The 17,247-nt window shown below is 36.4% G+C and carries 23 protein-coding genes, 1 pseudogene and 1 riboswitch; of the genes and pseudogenes, 2 read left to right on the forward strand and 22 right to left on the reverse strand.

From position 1 onward, the window contains the following. Positions 1-15 precede the first annotated feature (15 nt). The 22 genes and pseudogenes from O2S85_RS10565 to tapA form a co-directional block, all read right to left on the reverse strand. Positions 16-426, reverse strand: a complete 411-nt coding sequence (locus tag O2S85_RS10565) for a nucleotidyltransferase domain-containing protein (RefSeq protein ID WP_269409308.1) — start codon at positions 424-426, stop codon at positions 16-18. A gap of 234 nt (positions 427-660) precedes the next feature. Further along, positions 661-927, reverse strand: a complete 267-nt coding sequence (locus tag O2S85_RS10570) for a YesK family protein (RefSeq protein WP_269409309.1) — start codon at positions 925-927, stop codon at positions 661-663. 282 nt (positions 928-1,209) lie between these two features. Continuing rightward, positions 1,210-1,377 carry a nucleoside/nucleotide kinase family protein gene (locus O2S85_RS10575; RefSeq protein ID WP_269409310.1) on the reverse strand — a complete coding sequence of 56 codons (168 nt, stop codon included), beginning with the start codon at positions 1,375-1,377 and terminating at the stop codon, positions 1,210-1,212. Positions 1,378-1,524: 147 nt separating this feature from the next. Then, positions 1,525-2,933 (reverse strand): annotated as a pseudogene (locus O2S85_RS10580) (ISLre2 family transposase). A gap of 115 nt (positions 2,934-3,048) precedes the next feature. Further along, on the reverse strand, positions 3,049-3,453 hold the full coding sequence (locus tag O2S85_RS10585) for a nucleoside/nucleotide kinase family protein (RefSeq protein WP_269409311.1): 405 nt from the start codon (positions 3,451-3,453) through the stop codon (positions 3,049-3,051). A 152-nt stretch (positions 3,454-3,605) separates the two neighbouring features. After that, positions 3,606-3,860, reverse strand: coding sequence for a hypothetical protein (locus tag O2S85_RS10590; protein ID WP_269409312.1), 255 nt, complete (start codon positions 3,858-3,860; stop codon positions 3,606-3,608). A 391-nt stretch (positions 3,861-4,251) separates the two neighbouring features. Then, positions 4,252-4,848: a GNAT family N-acetyltransferase gene (locus O2S85_RS10595; RefSeq protein WP_269409313.1), complete on the reverse strand. Its 597-nt coding sequence runs from the start codon at positions 4,846-4,848 to the stop codon at positions 4,252-4,254. Between the two features lie 38 nt (positions 4,849-4,886). Then, complete coding sequence (locus tag O2S85_RS10600; RefSeq protein ID WP_369420090.1) at positions 4,887-5,399, reverse strand: SDR family oxidoreductase; 513 nt, start codon at positions 5,397-5,399, stop codon at positions 4,887-4,889. Further along, positions 5,386-5,607 carry an SDR family NAD(P)-dependent oxidoreductase gene (locus tag O2S85_RS10605; RefSeq protein WP_269409314.1) on the reverse strand — a complete coding sequence of 74 codons (222 nt, stop codon included), beginning with the start codon at positions 5,605-5,607 and terminating at the stop codon, positions 5,386-5,388. Before O2S85_RS10605 ends, O2S85_RS10600 begins: the two co-directional genes overlap by 14 nt. A 133-nt stretch (positions 5,608-5,740) precedes the next feature. Beyond that, a complete protein-coding gene (locus O2S85_RS10610) occupies positions 5,741-6,325 on the reverse strand; it encodes a hypothetical protein (RefSeq protein ID WP_269409315.1) in 585 nt (194 codons plus the stop codon). Positions 6,326-6,867: 542 nt separating this feature from the next. After that, a complete protein-coding gene (locus O2S85_RS10615; RefSeq protein ID WP_269409316.1) occupies positions 6,868-7,263 on the reverse strand; it encodes a VOC family protein in 396 nt (131 codons plus the stop codon). 258 nt (positions 7,264-7,521) lie between these two features. Continuing rightward, a complete protein-coding gene (locus O2S85_RS10620) occupies positions 7,522-8,535 on the reverse strand; it encodes a DUF2332 domain-containing protein (protein ID WP_269412552.1) in 1,014 nt (337 codons plus the stop codon). Between the two features lie 320 nt (positions 8,536-8,855). Next, positions 8,856-9,233 carry an iron chaperone gene (locus O2S85_RS10625; protein WP_269409317.1) on the reverse strand — a complete coding sequence of 126 codons (378 nt, stop codon included), beginning with the start codon at positions 9,231-9,233 and terminating at the stop codon, positions 8,856-8,858. A 413-nt stretch (positions 9,234-9,646) separates the two neighbouring features. Next, positions 9,647-9,976: a hypothetical protein gene (locus O2S85_RS10630; protein ID WP_269409318.1), complete on the reverse strand. Its 330-nt coding sequence runs from the start codon at positions 9,974-9,976 to the stop codon at positions 9,647-9,649. Between the two features lie 62 nt (positions 9,977-10,038). Continuing rightward, positions 10,039-10,536, reverse strand: a complete 498-nt coding sequence (locus tag O2S85_RS10635; protein ID WP_269412553.1) for a kinase — start codon at positions 10,534-10,536, stop codon at positions 10,039-10,041. A gap of 63 nt (positions 10,537-10,599) precedes the next feature. Further along, on the reverse strand, positions 10,600-10,941 hold the full coding sequence (locus O2S85_RS18970; protein WP_269412554.1) for a YdeH family membrane protein: 342 nt from the start codon (positions 10,939-10,941) through the stop codon (positions 10,600-10,602). 166 nt (positions 10,942-11,107) lie between these two features. Further along, positions 11,108-12,289: a macrolide family glycosyltransferase gene (locus O2S85_RS10645; protein WP_269409319.1), complete on the reverse strand. Its 1,182-nt coding sequence runs from the start codon at positions 12,287-12,289 to the stop codon at positions 11,108-11,110. Further along, on the reverse strand, positions 12,286-12,726 hold the full coding sequence (locus O2S85_RS10650) for a helix-turn-helix transcriptional regulator (protein ID WP_269409320.1): 441 nt from the start codon (positions 12,724-12,726) through the stop codon (positions 12,286-12,288). Before O2S85_RS10650 ends, O2S85_RS10645 begins: the two co-directional genes overlap by 4 nt. A 136-nt stretch (positions 12,727-12,862) precedes the next feature. Next, positions 12,863-13,492 carry a class I SAM-dependent methyltransferase gene (locus O2S85_RS10655; RefSeq protein ID WP_269409321.1) on the reverse strand — a complete coding sequence of 210 codons (630 nt, stop codon included), beginning with the start codon at positions 13,490-13,492 and terminating at the stop codon, positions 12,863-12,865. A 456-nt stretch (positions 13,493-13,948) separates the two neighbouring features. Further along, a complete protein-coding gene (locus O2S85_RS10660) occupies positions 13,949-14,407 on the reverse strand; it encodes a GNAT family N-acetyltransferase (protein WP_269409322.1) in 459 nt (152 codons plus the stop codon). Positions 14,408-14,500: 93 nt separating this feature from the next. After that, on the reverse strand, positions 14,501-14,881 hold the full coding sequence (locus O2S85_RS10665; RefSeq protein ID WP_269409323.1) for a VOC family protein: 381 nt from the start codon (positions 14,879-14,881) through the stop codon (positions 14,501-14,503). A 459-nt stretch (positions 14,882-15,340) separates the two neighbouring features. Then, positions 15,341-16,168 carry an amyloid fiber anchoring/assembly protein TapA gene (gene tapA / locus O2S85_RS10670; RefSeq protein WP_269409324.1) on the reverse strand — a complete coding sequence of 276 codons (828 nt, stop codon included), beginning with the start codon at positions 16,166-16,168 and terminating at the stop codon, positions 15,341-15,343. 245 nt (positions 16,169-16,413) lie between these two features. Then, a riboswitch (guanidine-I (ykkC/yxkD leader) is annotated at positions 16,414-16,511 on the forward strand. 68 nt (positions 16,512-16,579) lie between these two features. Here tapA and O2S85_RS10675 point away from each other — a divergent pair. Both O2S85_RS10675 and O2S85_RS10680 read left to right on the forward strand, forming a co-directional pair. Then, entirely contained in the window at positions 16,580-16,921 is a 342-nt protein-coding gene (locus O2S85_RS10675) for a DMT family transporter (RefSeq protein ID WP_269409325.1), read from the forward strand. Next, positions 16,921-17,235, forward strand: coding sequence for a DMT family transporter (locus tag O2S85_RS10680; protein WP_269409326.1), 315 nt, complete (start codon positions 16,921-16,923; stop codon positions 17,233-17,235). Before O2S85_RS10675 ends, O2S85_RS10680 begins: the two co-directional genes overlap by 1 nt. Positions 17,236-17,247 lie beyond the last annotated feature (12 nt).

The following is a 17,247-nucleotide window of genomic DNA, read 5'->3' on the forward strand; positions in this document are numbered from 1 at the left end:
AATGCAAGAATCCTGCTAAAAGATAATTAATTTTAAATAATTTAGATTAAACTGTTTTGGAGCCCTTAACAAATCGTACTGATACCGTTCTCTCCAGAATTCACTATAATGAAAATCAAATGGACAGGGATGTTGCCAATCTTTTAATTGTTTCTTACTTAAGAAACTTATTTCAACCGGAAACGGTGATTTAGAATGTTTTAAAATGAACTGCGCTAAAATCCTTTTAATCTCAACTTCCATTGTTTTATTTGTAACAACCAAAACATCAATATCGCTACTGTTCGGATTAAAACCTCCCATTGCTAAGGAACCATGTATATAAAAACCCACGAAACCTTCTTTTATAATTTCCTTAATCCCTCTTTTAAGATTATAAACAAAATTTTTCATGTGAGAGGGGCACGTTTTCCAATCATAGCCCATTTTTGAAACTCCCTTATTCTTCTATTACCCTATTGTTATCCGATACAATAATGTTTATAGGACGTACCGATCCTTAGTCCATGCTTCAAGATGGTTTAATCCTTTGTCTATTGATAATTTTTCAGCTTTCTTTAACAGTTGTTTCCTAATGGAGCCAATTAAAATGATATTCAATTAAAGCTCCTGTTAATGAAACCTTATTTTTGTAAAGCTATTTGCCAAATACAATTGATTTCATCTTCTATGACTGCCAAAATTCATTTTGTTTAATAACACAATACCGATTAAGGCTATAATAGAAGCTATAAATAGTGAAACACTAATCGCTCCCACTCCCATTCCTTCCCATCCGCCAATAATAAAACTGATAAAAAATAAGACAATGCCAATAAAACCGAATGCTATTGGGAAAAGAATCTTTTTCTCAAGTCTTTTCGAAAATAGCGAAAGGAGAGTAATTGCTATAATAAAAATTATAGTCGAGATAAATAGGCTATGCATATATCCCTTCCTCTTTTTTGTTGATTAATGTTCTCAAGAAATTTATCTATAAAAAAGCAATTATGCAAATTAATAATGATGTATCATTGGTTTGTTTTAACCACTTGGCAATAATGAAAATCAATAAAATTATTATAAAACCTAAGCCGATTGGTATAAATATATCCATCCACTATCCACCTACCTTATTTTCGGTAATGCCTTCTAAGGTTATGCCAAAAAACGCATAAATACTTAATAGATAGTAACTAAATTCTGGCAATGTGGACGTTTGTGAGACACTCACAGTTCAAGCATTACTATCTGCTCGCAAATCCGATTTACAATCTCTGATACCGGTTCTGATCCATCAACAATGATATCAGAGTTCGGCTTAATCGTATTTAACATCTCAATATAACCTTTTCTACCTCGGGAGATGTAATTTTCCATATCGGACGTATGTGTCAAGTTTTTCTCGATGTTGCTTTCATACCAATATTTCAGGCACCATCATTTTGTACACTTTATTCGGGCTACCGCGCTGTCGCTTGCTGGCCCCGATTTTGAGGTAACGTTCTAAAGCCCAAGAACGTAACCCCTAAATCAGGGTATCATTTATTTAAAGCTCTTAACTAAATTACCCATGGCTGTTGAATGAGCCGTATATAAGCCTATAGCGCCTTGTCTGGCTCCCACTGATGGACGAGTTGGGTTACGTAGGATCTGCGACATTCTAACTGCTTTTTTAATTTCTCGTTGCTTTCTAGCGCTTCTGTGTTGATGTTTTAGGTACACATCTCTAAGTGTTTGATTTAAAATCCCTTGTTTCACTTTAACCATGGCTTCTCCGCCCTCTGAACTCCAATGCATCCCTCTTTTTTTCATACGAAAAGAAATGTGTCTTTGATTTGATTCCATCGCTCCCAAACTTCTTGCGTCTTTTGGTGGGTTTTCAACGACTTCTCGCCAGTCAAAAATCCGTTCCCAATTATTCATAACATACGTACGAAATGCTTTTACCTTTTCTATTTTTTTTGTATCGTCTAGGGTACTCTCATACGTATCTAGCCATAATATAAAAGCATCCCGGTCATGTTCTTTTAGTGCCTTTTTAACGCCATCCTTATACTTACTCCGTTCGCCACCTAAAGCACGATTTACAGCCTGTGAAACATGATAATGATCCAACTGATTCAAGACAGAGAAATGAGATTGTGAAAAGGCCTCTTGGAACTTCTCGGCCGTATATCCTAATCCTCCATCACTGTTTGTGACCACCCGCGTAGCCTCCAGTGAATAACGATGGGCTGTAAGGGATTGTACTTCATTCCAAAAGTCTGGGGTTGATTGTGTCGTCATGATGACTTTGGGTTCTCGTAAAGCGACTCGTTTTCCATTTTTCTCCCAACCTTCATGAACAATGGCATGGTGCACTTCCAGGCTTTTTTCTTCACTGTACTACGCACAAAAACACCGTCTGCCTCCGCATATAGATACTCCACCTTTTTCCCCTCCGGCAGGAAAGCAGCCTCATCCAACTCAATTACCATTTCTTCATCCGCCTGTGCCTGCGCTTTCCCAACACGTCTTACAATGCTTCCAACCGTTGTGTGACTGAGGTTAACTGCAGTCCATTCTTTTAAAACACGTGCTGTTTCCCGGTATGTACTTTGACTAGCAAGTTCTGCCACTTTTACTTCCACTAATGGACTATGTCGTTGGCTCTTTCGTATTCCCAACCATTCATCAAAGGGATAATGAGAATCTCCCTTCTCATCACCCATAAGCGTGTGACAAAAACACACTGACCCAAAGGTGAATTGAATTGTTTTCCAATCATCTCGCTTCACTGTCCAACCCATCGCTTGCTTCTCTTTCTTAATGACTTGATTCAATCCAGTAAATACTTCTCCCAATTTAGAAGCAAATACCTCATACATAAACAATCGGATACTTTCCTCTAATTCAATCAAATTACAGGTATCCTTTATTAACTCATTAATATTTGATATAATATTCCCCATGAAAAGGCCTCTCTCTAAAATGTATTTGCCCAGTCAAAGCATACATTTTATGATAGAGTGCCTTTTCTTTTTTGGCTAGAATATCGCTCAAATAACCTCGAGAAATATTTTACACTTACATATCGGACAGGACATTTTCAACTGATCCCGTTCTAAAATCTCTGGTAACACGGCGTGCTAGTGCAATATCTAATGGGGTGTCAATAAATACAGCAAGGTCAATGAATTCACTTGTTTTAATATGCTTATAGGCAAATGGAAAATCCAAGACAATGTAATTAAGCCGTTGGTTACGTAGTACCTCCAAATCCTTTATAAGGGGTTCCAAATCCCATAAGTTATAATTGGATCCATTCTCTACCCAATTTACAATGTTCTCGGGCCCAGCAAAATCATAGTCATCAAAATAAAGCGCCTTTGAATTATGCAATTTCTGACTTAAGTGTGTTGTGATCGTTGTTTTTCCTCCGCCAGAAACCCCAGCAACAGCAATAATATAAGGGGAATCTTTTTCTCTCATAAAATCCATCCTTCACAATTCTCTTGTACTTCAACATAATGGCTCATTGAGGAAAAAGAAAACGGTTATCCACCCTGATTGGAAAAACCATTGCCATAACATCCTTTTTCCTTCTCATTCTTTTTCCAACATACATGACTTTTCAATTTTTCTCACCTTGACTGATTTGATTTCAGATATTCAGCAACCTCTTTTGGTACTTTGAAATTAAATGAATAACTTTTTAAACTAAATTCAATATGTGGGACATCTTTGTATGTTGTCATAGCAGCAACTTCATTTAAATTATCATTTTGATTTTCTGACTCCCCAGGTTTAACAGTATCTTTTTGATACATTTTAAATGTTTTTCCCTTAGTAGCACCTAAAAGGGGATCTGTTGAATCCCACTCATCAATTTGTAACATCTTAACAAAGTTATCAATATCATTGTCGTCTGAAATTGTTGTAATGACACCGGAACCATCTGATAAGATTACTTCAACTTTTTACGTTTTTTCAAAAACTATCTGTAAGATCACTATCATCATTTTTCTTTCCTGTACCACACCCCATCAGTAAAATTGATACGCTTACCACAAACAAAAACATCACAGACCTTTTTTCATAATAAATGCACCCCTTTCTGCACTTACGGTGAATTTTAAAGAAGGTTTCATCTGGTCCACAATCTGGCCTGATAATTGAATATGCTATTCAGCTAAAGCACTCCTTAGTCAAGGATATTTCTACAACGTTGTGTGATATAGCAATATTGCGGAAACATAACCAAAACTCCACAAGCAATCTACTAACACATTAACTAGATGATGTTGGATAACCGAACGAACCATTCTTTAAGCGTACCTTTGTATAGATACAATCATCCCTAAGATCACCCAACAGATCGATGAAATTATTTTTTAATATTGCTTCCAAGTGATAACCACAACGCTCAGCAACCCTGCAACTGGCAACATTCCTAGTGTCACAACGTATTTCGATACGATTGGCTTGAATATTCCTAAAAGCAAATTGTGTCAAACCGTCCACTGCTTCGCTCATATATCCTTGTCCAGAAGCAGACTCCCTTATCCAGTAACCAATTTCAAAAAGGCGCACTTGCCAATCTACCTTTACCAGGCTACAGGTACCAATGAACTCTCCAGAAGACTTATCCAGCATATAAAAAGCAAATGAATCACGCAATAAAAAATTTGCTCGATGTTTACGAGCATTTGCTTCAGTCTCTTCAATTTCTGGAATATGATCAGCCCATTTCATCCACTTATGTAAAGATTCATATGACTCTCTTATTGCCTCATTAACTACAGCTCCATCGCCAATCCGAGGCGCCCGCAATAATAGTCGTTCGGTTTCAAATTGTTCCGGTATATCAAAAAGAATTGGATTCATTATCTCACCTCAACGTATACAAATTTTTGATTCTAACATCAATCATAAAGGTCATAAGGTTTTTGGTCTTCCTCCCATACAACAACCTTTCCAGTTCTTGGACTCTTGATAAGCTCTCTGACTTTGTTTGCAATATCGTCTGAACTTAAAATATTCTCTGGAATGTCGGCAGGATCCATATTTTCTCTTGTTTTTTGAGAGGTTGGAGTATCAACCCAGCCCAGGCAGAATGTGTTTATTTTTACATTTTGCTGAATAAGCTGATCAGATATTGCAGTGGTTAGCCTTATGACAGCTGCTTTGCTTACAGCATATTCTGGAGAATCATGCGGTTCATTTCCTACGCCTGCCATCGATGAAATATTGATAATATCGCCACCGCTATCCATGGTTTTTATTGCGCTTTGAACGCCTTGCATGACACCTTTTAGGTTGAGGTCAATTACTTCGCTCCACTGTTTTATTTCAACATCCGGAAAACAAACATCACCGACACCCCCGGCATTATTTACAAATACCGAAATCGAACCAGTCTCTCTATAAAATATGATAAATTAGTCCTGAAAACCCCTTCAAATTAGTGATATCCATCTTAAAGAAGAAAGCTTCCCCGTATTTCTCATTGATTTCTTTTACAGTCTGCTGACCAGTGTCTTGCTGTTTATCAATAATGAATACTCTGTACCCGTCTTCAGCTAATTTAATTGCAATGCTCCTTCCAATGCCTTGTGCGCCACCTGTTACAACTGCATTAAGCAATATATCCTCTCCTTAAAAGTCATCTTAATACTATAAATTTTAACATGTACTGTTTAACATTTTGTCCTTTCATGTAAAACAAAAAGTAGTCCTAATCCAGATTTAGCACCCGCAAAAAAAGGAATATCCCCGTCTATTTTGAGGATGAGCTAAGATTACCTTTTACAAAATTCCAGCTGGAGTATTCTCTATTTAAAAAATCAACCTTTGTATTCCAATCTTTCATTTTTAGTTGCTTAATTGGTTTAATTTGAGGAACATCATCAATAACTTCATACCCCCATTCAAAACCAATCACATAATAAACATTCGTTGTCCTAATTATGTTTCCCACAGCTACCAAAAAAGACTGTGCCGTCCAGTTCACATTACTTACATTTATCATACACGGGGCATCAAATAATGTTGGATTGTTTCCGAAGCTAAAAAAGGGCATATCTATCCCTTTAAAAAGAGCACCAACATCGACAAATGAACTTTGATAGTTATCATCTTTAATATCCATATCAACAGTCTGAATCCATCCAAAAACTGAATTATATCCTTTACCATTGTAAGAGACACTCGCTTCACACACCGGAAAATTCTTAGCTATTTCGATATCAAAAGGCAAATCTAAACTTAAAAATCCCCAAAACTTTGGATCTTTATTGATACCATACTTAATATTCACCTTTCCCGAATAATTTCTTGTGAAGAATGCTAATTCATGACTCACGCATAGATTTTTAATTATTTATTCCCCCTCAAAATTTCTCGAGTTCCTTATTCAACAAAATAGTCCAATAGCAAGGGTAAAGGAACTTACTTCGAATGTTGTATCTGAGTCAGCCGAGGTCGTTTCGCTTCAAAGACTGTTACACCAGTTACACCTGCTGTAGTCAATAAAGCAAGTTTTCCATGTTCGGACATAAATTTCAGACCACTTCTAAATCAGGGAGCTGTACGTCATCCATACTGCTCTGATATCGATGTTAAAACTGGCTTTGATACTGTTTACAGCTACGCCTAAGGCATTTGCAAGTTCATTTAAATTCGCATGATCGATTTCACCTTCGATTCGGGTAACATAAAAAACAATTTATCTCCATCCAAAATAATATTGACTAATCCGATTCCACTTTCTTGTACCAAACGTCCCGATGCCTTTTACAAAAGCCGATCCCAAAGTAGGTGAGCGACAAAAGGTAGCTCATTATAGGCTAATTTCAGAGTAATCCAAAATATATTGATGAAAGCGCCCGATAAAAGAAGATCATATCATGGCGCAACAAGCTCTACCTTTATTCTATCGGGGTCTTCAAAATAAAGGGCGTAATGGTCTTCACCCCCAGCAAATGGGTGCTTATCTTTATAAAGGATATTGATTCCTTTATTATTTATCTTTTCAGTCATTTCATCGACATGTTCTCGTGAATATGCGTAAAATGCTAAATGATTAAGTCCGACCCGGCACCTATGATATGGAACACCCAAAAACCTTTCTTCCGTTTGTACAAAGACGATATAGATATCTCCTAATTTCCAACTTTGTCCGCCATTCCATTCTTGAAATGTGCTATACCCAAGTTCTTCGAGAAACCATCCCCAAAATTCAACCGATCTCCTTAAATCTGAAACGTATATCTCAATATGGTGAAGTAATCCCTTGCTCAAAAAGCACCCCCCTTTTGTGTGTATTAAAGTAATTGTTTAAAAGAAGCGCATTCTTATTCGAATATGTGCCTCTTTGGAGCAGAATCTATTTTTTTGTGGATGGTAACCCCCCTTGAAATCACACCGTAGAACTTGTCGGGACTGATTCCCTGTTCAATATAGCTTCAGAGGTCTTATGCAGTTTTCGCGCCTCGTTCGCTCAATACCAACTTACCAATACTTTAAAAATAAAAGCGGGGATTATTGGAAAATCCTAAATTAGGACAATCTCCAAGAAAACCACCTTCCGTGACCATCGGTTTCCCCTACAGTACTGTTGTATTCGTTGCCATCTATATAGTAATCCAGATGAAAATTTCGATCTTGTACATTGTTATATAAATGGAAAATGTCTCTTTGCTTACCTATCAATTTTACGTCTTCTAAAAGTTTAAATTTAACTTCCTGTGGTAATTGATTTGCTACATGTGTATGAAAAACACATATTACTGCATCTTGAGGGATTTCCATTACAATATCAGATAATAATGCCACTCCATCCCCTTCAACCATATCCAGAAGGTTTCTTTTTACATAATTTGATGCGCCTTCAAACAACTCTCGTCTTTCACTGTGATTCGGCCAAATAAGCGATTTTAACCATAAATAATCTTCAGGGTCGTTTAAATCATTAATATGCAAATCAAGCCCTATCCTAGATACTACCGGTGGGCTATTAGGCAGTAAAAATGGAGAACTTTCACCCTTTACATTAGCCTTTATATGCACGTCAGAGTTATGATCTCCGTAAATCTTGTCAGTTTCATAGGAGTAACAATACCTATCCCAGAGAAGTTGCAAACCAGCGCTTGTCCCTATTTCAATTAATGCTAAAGGCTTTTTTACTTTCTCATAAATAAAACAAAAACTTGGGTAAAGGTAACTACAGCGCCTTACCTCATTTGTCTGTACTAATTTACTTTTCAAAATGGAAATAATTTCACCTTTGTTTTTCTGGCAAAAGTCTTTAAAATAAGGAAAACAATCCTTTGCGTCTTTTGTGGATTCAACAATACTTCCGTAAAACTGTTTTAATTCATGGTCTGTTCCTTTAAGCAAAAGGTAGTGAACTGCACCAAGGAATAAATTCGGAACAGGCTGCCCCCTTTTGGCGTTGGAGCATACCTCTAACATCTCATCATCTTCGGATATCTTTAGGGACAAGTGCTCGTATAACTCACTTGAGTCTTGGCATTCCTTAACAGCGAAATTTTTAAAGCGATTCGAAATCATTGTTTTATCCAATCTGTAATCCCCCAGTTATCATGAACATGCACACAAATAGTAACCTTGGTACGGCGCAAGTGAAACTAAACATTCATTTAAAGTGTAATTACTGGTGACCTTTGCAATCTCATATCCATTATAAAACCTTGAATCAAATCCAGCATCATCAATGATATCTCCAATTACTGGTCGAAAGTTAGATTCAAACGATTTCATTAAGGTATCTGCGTTTTTTTCGTTGGCTTATCATGGATTGGGACAACAATGGGTGTATCTTCAAGTCTACATTCCCTCCCGATGAATACTTTTTGATATTCTAAGTACTTTTAACAAGAAGTATCACCATCAGCCCTCCAAGTATTAATAGCCTTTTTCACAAAATCTTCAATTCCGCAATCATGCAAATCCACTGACTTTTTAATGCGTACACACCCTTTTCCATAATCCAATCCGGTCAGAAACTCCTTGGCATTTTCTATTTTCTCAATCGCACCTACATATAGACTCACATAAGACTTTTGAGCATTCAAATGAAACAATTTGAAAGACTCATTTCCATAACAAAGCATTTTGTATTGGATACTCTCCTCGAGTTCAGGCGCATTTTCTAAAATTAATTGTCTTACAATTAGTAGTTTCTCTTTTCTCCAGTCATCGTCTAGTAATTCAATATATTCGATTGTGGTTTTAGCTTCGTATTGCATTTTAAGCCTCTATGAATTATCTTTATTTAATCTTATCATTCTTTTACCGCAATTGCTTATTCCAGAAAATAGATGATTATTGCATCTTATTCATAAAAAATTTTTCTCCTGGCCTAGCAACTGTCAACTCATAAGGCTGTACTTCAGACAAGATTTAAAACACTATATTTTTTCCAGTATACTAACTAACCACATTCGATCCAAATAAAAAATTAGCGAGCCCAATTCTGGGATAGTCTTTTTTGATATTAGCTGGTATTATTTATGAATAGTGTAGGTAACTTATTGTTTTAAAATCTTCAATACTTTATAACCATCTGAAGAATTACCGCCATAAGGTCCCCACCATTTTGGATAAACTATTGGAATGATCGTCACAATAAATTGAATAAGGTTCATCCAAAACATGCCCGTTATAAAATAAAATTTATTAATGGGTTGATAAAGAAAGAAAAAAAGAAAAAAAGAATAAAGGTAAACAGTGCAGATATTAGTGGTCCGCCTATTGTGGTTAAAACGGCTTGAAATTTTGTCATTTTATCTTTTTCATATTTACAGATTCCGCCTACTCCCCAAACAATATGAAAATGTATTCTCCCGATTTTAAAATTCTCTTTATTTGAATCACTAAAATCTCCAATATAGATCCTTGCCTTACCATTCTTTGTTGAACAAACCAGCCCAAAGGCGTGACCTATTTCATGAATAAGCGTTGTCAAAGGGAGACCAATAATATACAACATCCCAAAAACTAATATATAAATGACATAACCCTCCCCCGTCCTAAAAGATCAAAATTCTGTAATTACTCTTGAAGTTGATTTAAAATCAGTTTCAATACATCATTTTGCGACATACCATTAGTCAATATCGTTTCGCCTTCCATGCCAAGATAATCATTTGGATTCCACCAGGCACGTAAAGCATCCTCGCCGAATTCCATCTTTTTCGCACTAGAATTATGTCGCCTAACTGTTTCCGCAAAAGATAAATCAAAATAATAGGTATATGACTTTTGATTATAGAATTGGATTAAGTTATTCAACATTTCACCATATCGATTCTTATTCAAGATTCCCTCTACAATTACAAAATCACATTTATCCGTACCGTATTCCGCAATTTGGCGAATCAAATCAATTGAAAGATTACCTTTTCTATCGTGAACCTTCAACATTTCCCGGCGAACGACATCTTGAGAAACCAAGAGCGTTCCATGTCCTAAATGATTTTGAAGATTTTTCGCAGTCGTTGTTTTTCCGCTCCCAGAGTTTCCTCGTATGATGATTAGCTTAGTTTCCATACTTTGCACTTTGCTCATCAATCCTTCTATTCTTATAAACTACCTGTCATAAGTAAATTAAAATCAAAATTTAACCTCTTTATTCGACTCAGTTCTTAAAGTTATAACAACACTTGCTATACTGACCAAAGTTCCTAAAACCGCAATAACGCTTACCCCAATGCTATTCGGAAAAAGAAACCCAATTGGTATAATTCCTGAAAATGAAATCACAACAAACGCTTGATACACTACAGATATAATTCTTACAACACGATTGCTAAATAACGATAAAATCAAAGGCGGTAAAAAGAGCATTATTATCATTCCAATAGATATCCATAAACCAGCTGGCTCATCGTATGAAACAGTATTAGGACCTGTTGGATGTTTAACAGCCAGTAAAACCGCTATAACAGCTACTATTAAAGATAAAAAAAAACATAAAGAATCTTTTAAACATAATAAAGAACTCCTATGGTGTTTTTATACCGTCTGCAATATGGTGTAAATGAACATGTTATCCGGTTAAAGCACCCTTGTATTGAAGTCTTCATATATATAGTTTGGTTTCATTCAAAAGTACAAAGCGTTAAGATTCATCTTCAATTTTATTCAAAATAACATTAACAGCCTTTACTGGGCCACCGGCTTTTCTAAAGGTTTCTGACAGTTTCTCCGCACCTTCCTGGTATGCCCGATTCGTAAATATTTCAGCTACCGTTGTTTCTAAATATTTTGGCTTTTTGCCTTTAAGCACTAATCCTGCACCCAATTCAGCAACCCGATCAGCGACCATTCTTTGCTCGCCATGTTGCGGGAATAAAACCATTGGAACTCCAAAATACAGGCTTTCATTCACACTATTCATTCCACTATGAGTAATAAATACATCTGCTGTCTGTAATATCGATATCTGATCCACGGAGTTTTTTACTGTGAAGTTTCCTGGTATGTTGCCAAAAGCAGAAATATTAGTATCTTCACCAACTGACATCACAACGTCATAGTCTGTCTTTGCAAATGCTTTTATACAGTTTTGGTAAAAATCCCGATTTTGATTAAGAACCGTGCCAAGGGAAATATAGACAACTTTTCTATTCTGATTTTCATTCTGTACTGGTGGAGACTGCTTGATGGATGGTCCAACAAAGGCATATCGATCGGAAAATGTATCCGCCATTGGCTGGAATTCTTTCGATGTGTAAACAATGGTGTCCGTTTCATTATCATTTTGAACAATAGATATAAAATTCTTTAATTCATAACCATGATCCTTTAGCAATTTCATTTTTTTGTTGATTCGAGGCATGCCTATGATCATTCTCAATAGTTCCATTAAACTTCGCTTCATCAATTTTGCTGTATATCGGTTAAAAGCAAAGGATGTGGTCGAACAAATATATGGTATTCCTAGTTTTTTGGCGAATAATTTCCCCCAAAAGCATAAAGAGTCAGATACAATGCAATCCGGCTGAATTTCCCTTAATTCCTTACATACCTTCTCGTCCAAACTGATGGTCGTATCAGCAACCATTTCAATCAATGCCGCAAAATCTTTGCCGGCCTTACGATCCAATTCTTTTTGTGATAGATGAGGCAAGAATTCATCACAAGCAATAAATGTAGCACCGGCGTCTTCTATTTTTTCCTGAAACTCCAAAAAGGAATAATACCAAACTTGATGTCCTCTATTTACTAATTCGGTTACCACAGGAATGGTTGGATTAGTATGTCCATGTGCAGGTATCGAAAAAAATGTAATTTTACTCATTCTGACTCATATCCCGTTGGTTCAGCTTTTCGGATCAACTCTGCAACCTCGAGGAAACCCTCACTTTTTAAAACAGCAATCCCTTTTGTTGCATCTTCTCCTAGAACAACCAGCTTATCACCGGCATGAATCTGATATATTTCCCGTGCCTGTTTGGGAATCACAATCTGCCCCCGTTCTCCTACCTTCACAACACCAAAAAATTGCTTTCCCTTGGGTGCAAGGTGGCTCGCCTCTTTTTCACTCATATTGCTGGATAATTGATCCAATGTTACTTGAAAAATATTACTGATTATCTTGCATTTATAAATATCTGGTAAGGCTTCATCGTTTTCCCACTTTGCTACGGTCTGTCGTGATACGTCTACCTTCTCAGCTAATTGTTCCTGACTCAAATTATGTTTTTTACGCAAAACGCGTATATTCATACCGATCATGTTTTTCATCTCCTTATATATTTAAATATACAGGAGACTGAAGGTAATATCTATCAACAATTGGTAACATTTTCTGTTAAAGATGGTTGTCGATTAAGTATGGTTATTTCCTTTCAATACAAAGTGTACCCTTTATTCATCTAGGCTTTTCCAATAAGAGTGAAAATGCTGCCCAATTGCCAAAGAAATCTTTTTCGCGAAACCCGGCTTGATTGGCGAGCTTCAAAATGGTTTCCCGTCTTTGGAAATGTGGGTCGAATATTACCTCGGTTACTGTCAAGATGCCACCTGGCTTCAGGGCATCAAAAATTTCTTTGAAGGCTGCGTACCGATCTGGAATTTCACCTAAGACATTGACAAGCACAGCACGGTCGCATGGAGTAGATTGGAGTTTACCCGCGCCGATTTTCCCCTGTACAAATTCAATATTATTTAGATTCCTTTCCATTGCCTTTCTTTCTGCCCGTTGTAGCATTTCTGATTGGATATCAATTGCGGTTACTTTTCCATAGGGACCAACACTCTCTGCTAATGGAATAGTAAGTCTTCCTGGTCCACACCCAAAATCAATCACATGCATTCCTGGGTGAATGTTAGATTGTTGAATGATTTCTTTCGCCCGATTGCTCTTTATAAATGGATTATCAAGCTCTACAAACCATCGTAACCAGAAAGGGCAAGGTCTTCGTGAAGCATACCGCCATATAAAAAATGCGATAAAGCTTACAGGGATCATCGTAAAAATGACAAATTTGATCTTCTTCACTTAAAGTCTCCTCTCATTTTATTATCAAAGGAATGCGGACTCCTTTGCTGCCAGGTTTAATCATATTCTCTATAAACCAAGAAAGGACGCAATTATTATTCCAGTTTTACAACCGTTAATTTCTGCTGATGAATATAATTAGATGAATCCACATGTTTGTGTCATTACTTGCCTCTTTTCCTATAAAGTATATCTCCACTATAGTATATTGAAAGCTTTAAAGTGGCTTATTACGTTAATAGGCCCGGATTCCTATAAAATATTAAGGTAAGCAAAATTGAGCAATCTATTACTTGCAAATCGCACTCTTTTGTTGAGGTAGCTAATACAAATTAATCTGGTTAACGTTTCAAACCTTTAGTGTATTTCAATTGTTTTGAAATATTGATCTTTATAATATTTAATACATGAAAATTCCTTGGACAATCCGGCCTGTTTGCTGAATTGTATCGTGTCTCATAATGGTTTTTCCATTTTTATATTTGTTTCTATGTATCCTAATTTTTCATATAATTTTTTTGCTATTTTGTTGTGACCAAAGACGTGAAGCCCTATACTTTTCAATCCTAACTTTTTAGCTACGGTTTCAACTTCTTTCATTGCTTCCATACCATAACCCTTACCTTGGTTGCCTTCCCAAATGTTAATGTCATAAATAAACCCTTTTTCATTTGTTCTTTGTGCTAACCAAATCATACCAACCTCTTGGTACCCATCATGAATTGTAAATAAATGGTTGTTTTCAGTTTCCTCCCCTTCAGGTAATAATTTTTCATGTTCCTGTATTGCCTTACTGATTGCCTCTTGTTGTTTCCAACTACCAGACTTAACTTGTTCGTTTGCATAGTTTTTAATTGCATAACTTAAGTAGTGTTGGTATTCAATTGAATTCATTTTTTCTAATCTGACCGTCATCTGGTTTCCCCCCCTGAAATTTATGACACGTGTATTTTTCCGTAGTTGCTCTCTTTAATGGAAGCCCTAACCTATGGAACGTGTCGAACTTTTTTAACAATCACAGATCATCACTACGTTACCATCCGGATCCATTATATTAAACCAAGCTGTCTCACCAACCCTCTCTATTTCTCGTACAATTTGAATACCTTTGTCATTAATATACCGATAGGCTTCGTCAATATCCGGAGCATAAAGGTTAAAAATTGGACTAGGGCTTGTATTATGTTTGAATCCAGGGTCAAGGGTGTGGTCATCTAAAGTGAGAGAAGTTGTTCCTACTAGGGGTATGTTATAGACAGGTGACTTTACCTTACCTAAATCAATACCTAAACCTAACAAATTAGAATACCATTTTACTGAGTCCTTCAAATTAGATACATGAACAAAAACACCGTTCATTTGGTTCTTTATCGGTATTGTTTTATCCATTTTACCCCCCTAATTATATGTTTCAATAGCTTTAAAAAATCCTCTTTCCATGAATGATTTTTTATCCGTTCATCTCAGTTTAATCCTGTTGATCACGTACAGCCTCATCTTCTTTTACATCATTTTCTTGAACAGAATCAGAATCTGCCTCACCCAAATCCACTTCATTACTACTATCAACATTTTCCTCGTAATCCAACTTGTTATTTTTCTTATCGACTTTATTATTGGATTTCTCGCTTCTGCATCCGTTGATTGTGAATCATTCAACTATTTGGTATCTGATTTCTCTTCCTTCCTATCCTGCTTTTGATCCTCTCTCCCCTCATTAAACTAAAGATCCCAAGCGGTTTGTTTGTCTCTTTATTTAAAAGGTACATGAGGGGCGGAAAAGCAAGCCAACGACGAAATTCGAAGCGTCATTTTTACCGGACTTTTTGAACATCCTCTATAAATATTTTATTTATTTCCCACTTCATCCTTATTCTGATCCGGTTCTATTTCTTTTGTGTCAGTTTCATTCTTTTGTTCAATCATTGTCGCCCGTTCCTGTTCATCTTCCTTTGCATCACTTTCTTGATTAGAATCTGCCTCACCTAAATCCTTTTCAACACTTTTATCAGCTTCTTCAGGGCTGTTTGGCTTATTATCAGCCTTCGTTCCTTTATCCACCTCGTCCTCGGACTTCTTTATTTCTGTTTCCATTGATTCTGATTCATCTGACTGTTTGGTCTCCGATTTCTCTTCCTTCTGATCCTGGTTTTGTTTCTCGATACATTCCACCGTCACTTTTTCACTCCAGATGGCATGTTTTGTATCGTCATCTCCATCATATCCCGGACGTTGTATTGCTTTAAACATATAAGTGCCTGTTTTTTCTGCATGGAATGATAGTTTGCTAGTTTTACCGGTCGCAATTGGATCAATTGTACCATCTGCAATTTTTTCGCCATTATTTTTCGGATTACCATTTTCGCTATAGTAGACTTCATATGTTGTTGTCCCCGCCATCGTAACGCCATTATTTCGCACTTGCACAGCAATATCAGTTGGCGGACAGGCTTTGACATTTTGTGTTGGTTCACCAGTAAATTCAAGCTCGCTTTGATCCCACCATTCTCCGGCCTGGATGACCTGTTTATCGGTAACTTGATCACTAAAATATGCCTTCGTGTCCGAGGTTAAATAGCTACCGGTTAATATCAATAGATAGAGGATTGCAACTGTTTTTATCAATAGCATTAATGTATTATATCCTTTTGGTCGTTGGAACTGGTCTTTGCGCAAAGGAAATTCCTCCTGATTATTTAAGTGTTATCCTAATTTTATATATAAATAGAAATAAAATCAATATACAGATTTATAATGCAGGAAAAGATGAATGACGATGAAGTGATTCGAATACACAAAGACGTAAACTCCAGACTAAAAAAGAGTACCGACATTGGCCAACCTAATCTCCTTTATATTCCAGCTCCTTTAACTTGAATTAGTATTAAATGTAATTGTATAATGGTAAACAATAACATAGATAAAATGTTTTCTAGGGTTCCGCAACTATAATGTTGGTCAGGTCCGAGAGAAAACTCACAACTCGATTGTGCCACGGAGGGATAAAAGCCCGGGAGAAAACTGTTTAACAGTTTCTCCCGGGCTTTTTATTTTTTGGCAAATAATAAAATTGGAGGAGTCATTTAGATGAATAAGAACTGGATCAAAGTATTTATTGCAGCCTTTTTAGAGGTGTTTTGGGTAATTGGGTTGACTCACGCCTATGATTTTTGGACATGGACCGGGACAGTTATCTTCATTATAGCCAGTAATTATTTAATGATAACAGCTGCACAAGTACTACCTGCGGGAACGGTCTATGCCATTTTTGTGGGATTAGGGACAGCAGGTACTGTCATTGCAGACATTCTTTTCTTTGGAGAACCATTCAAATGGGGAAAAATTCTTTTAATAATGATACTATTAGCTGGCGTCATTGGTTTGAAATTAGTCACAAGTGAAAAGGTTGAGAAAGGGGCTGAATCTTGATGCCTTGGTTTACTTTAATTTTAGCAGGCTTATTGGAGACATTTGGTGTTGCTATGATCAATCGATTATCTGTGAAAAGAAATTGGCAAACAGCCATTTTATTGATTTTGGGGTTTGGCTTAAGTCTTGCATTACTCAGCTATTCATTACGATTTATTCCTATGGGAACAGGTTATGCAATTTGGACAGGAATTGGTGTTGTTGGAGGCGCCTTGGTTGGAATGCTATTTTTTGGGGAGTCAAAGGATTGGAAAAGAATAGTCTTTATAGCTATGGTACTATGTTCAGCAATCGGATTGAAACTTATTTCATAACGTGAAACTTCA

The sequence above is a fragment of the Lentibacillus daqui genome (assembly GCF_027186265.1).
Lineage (GTDB): Bacteria > Bacillota > Bacilli > Bacillales > Amphibacillaceae > Lentibacillus_C > Lentibacillus_C daqui.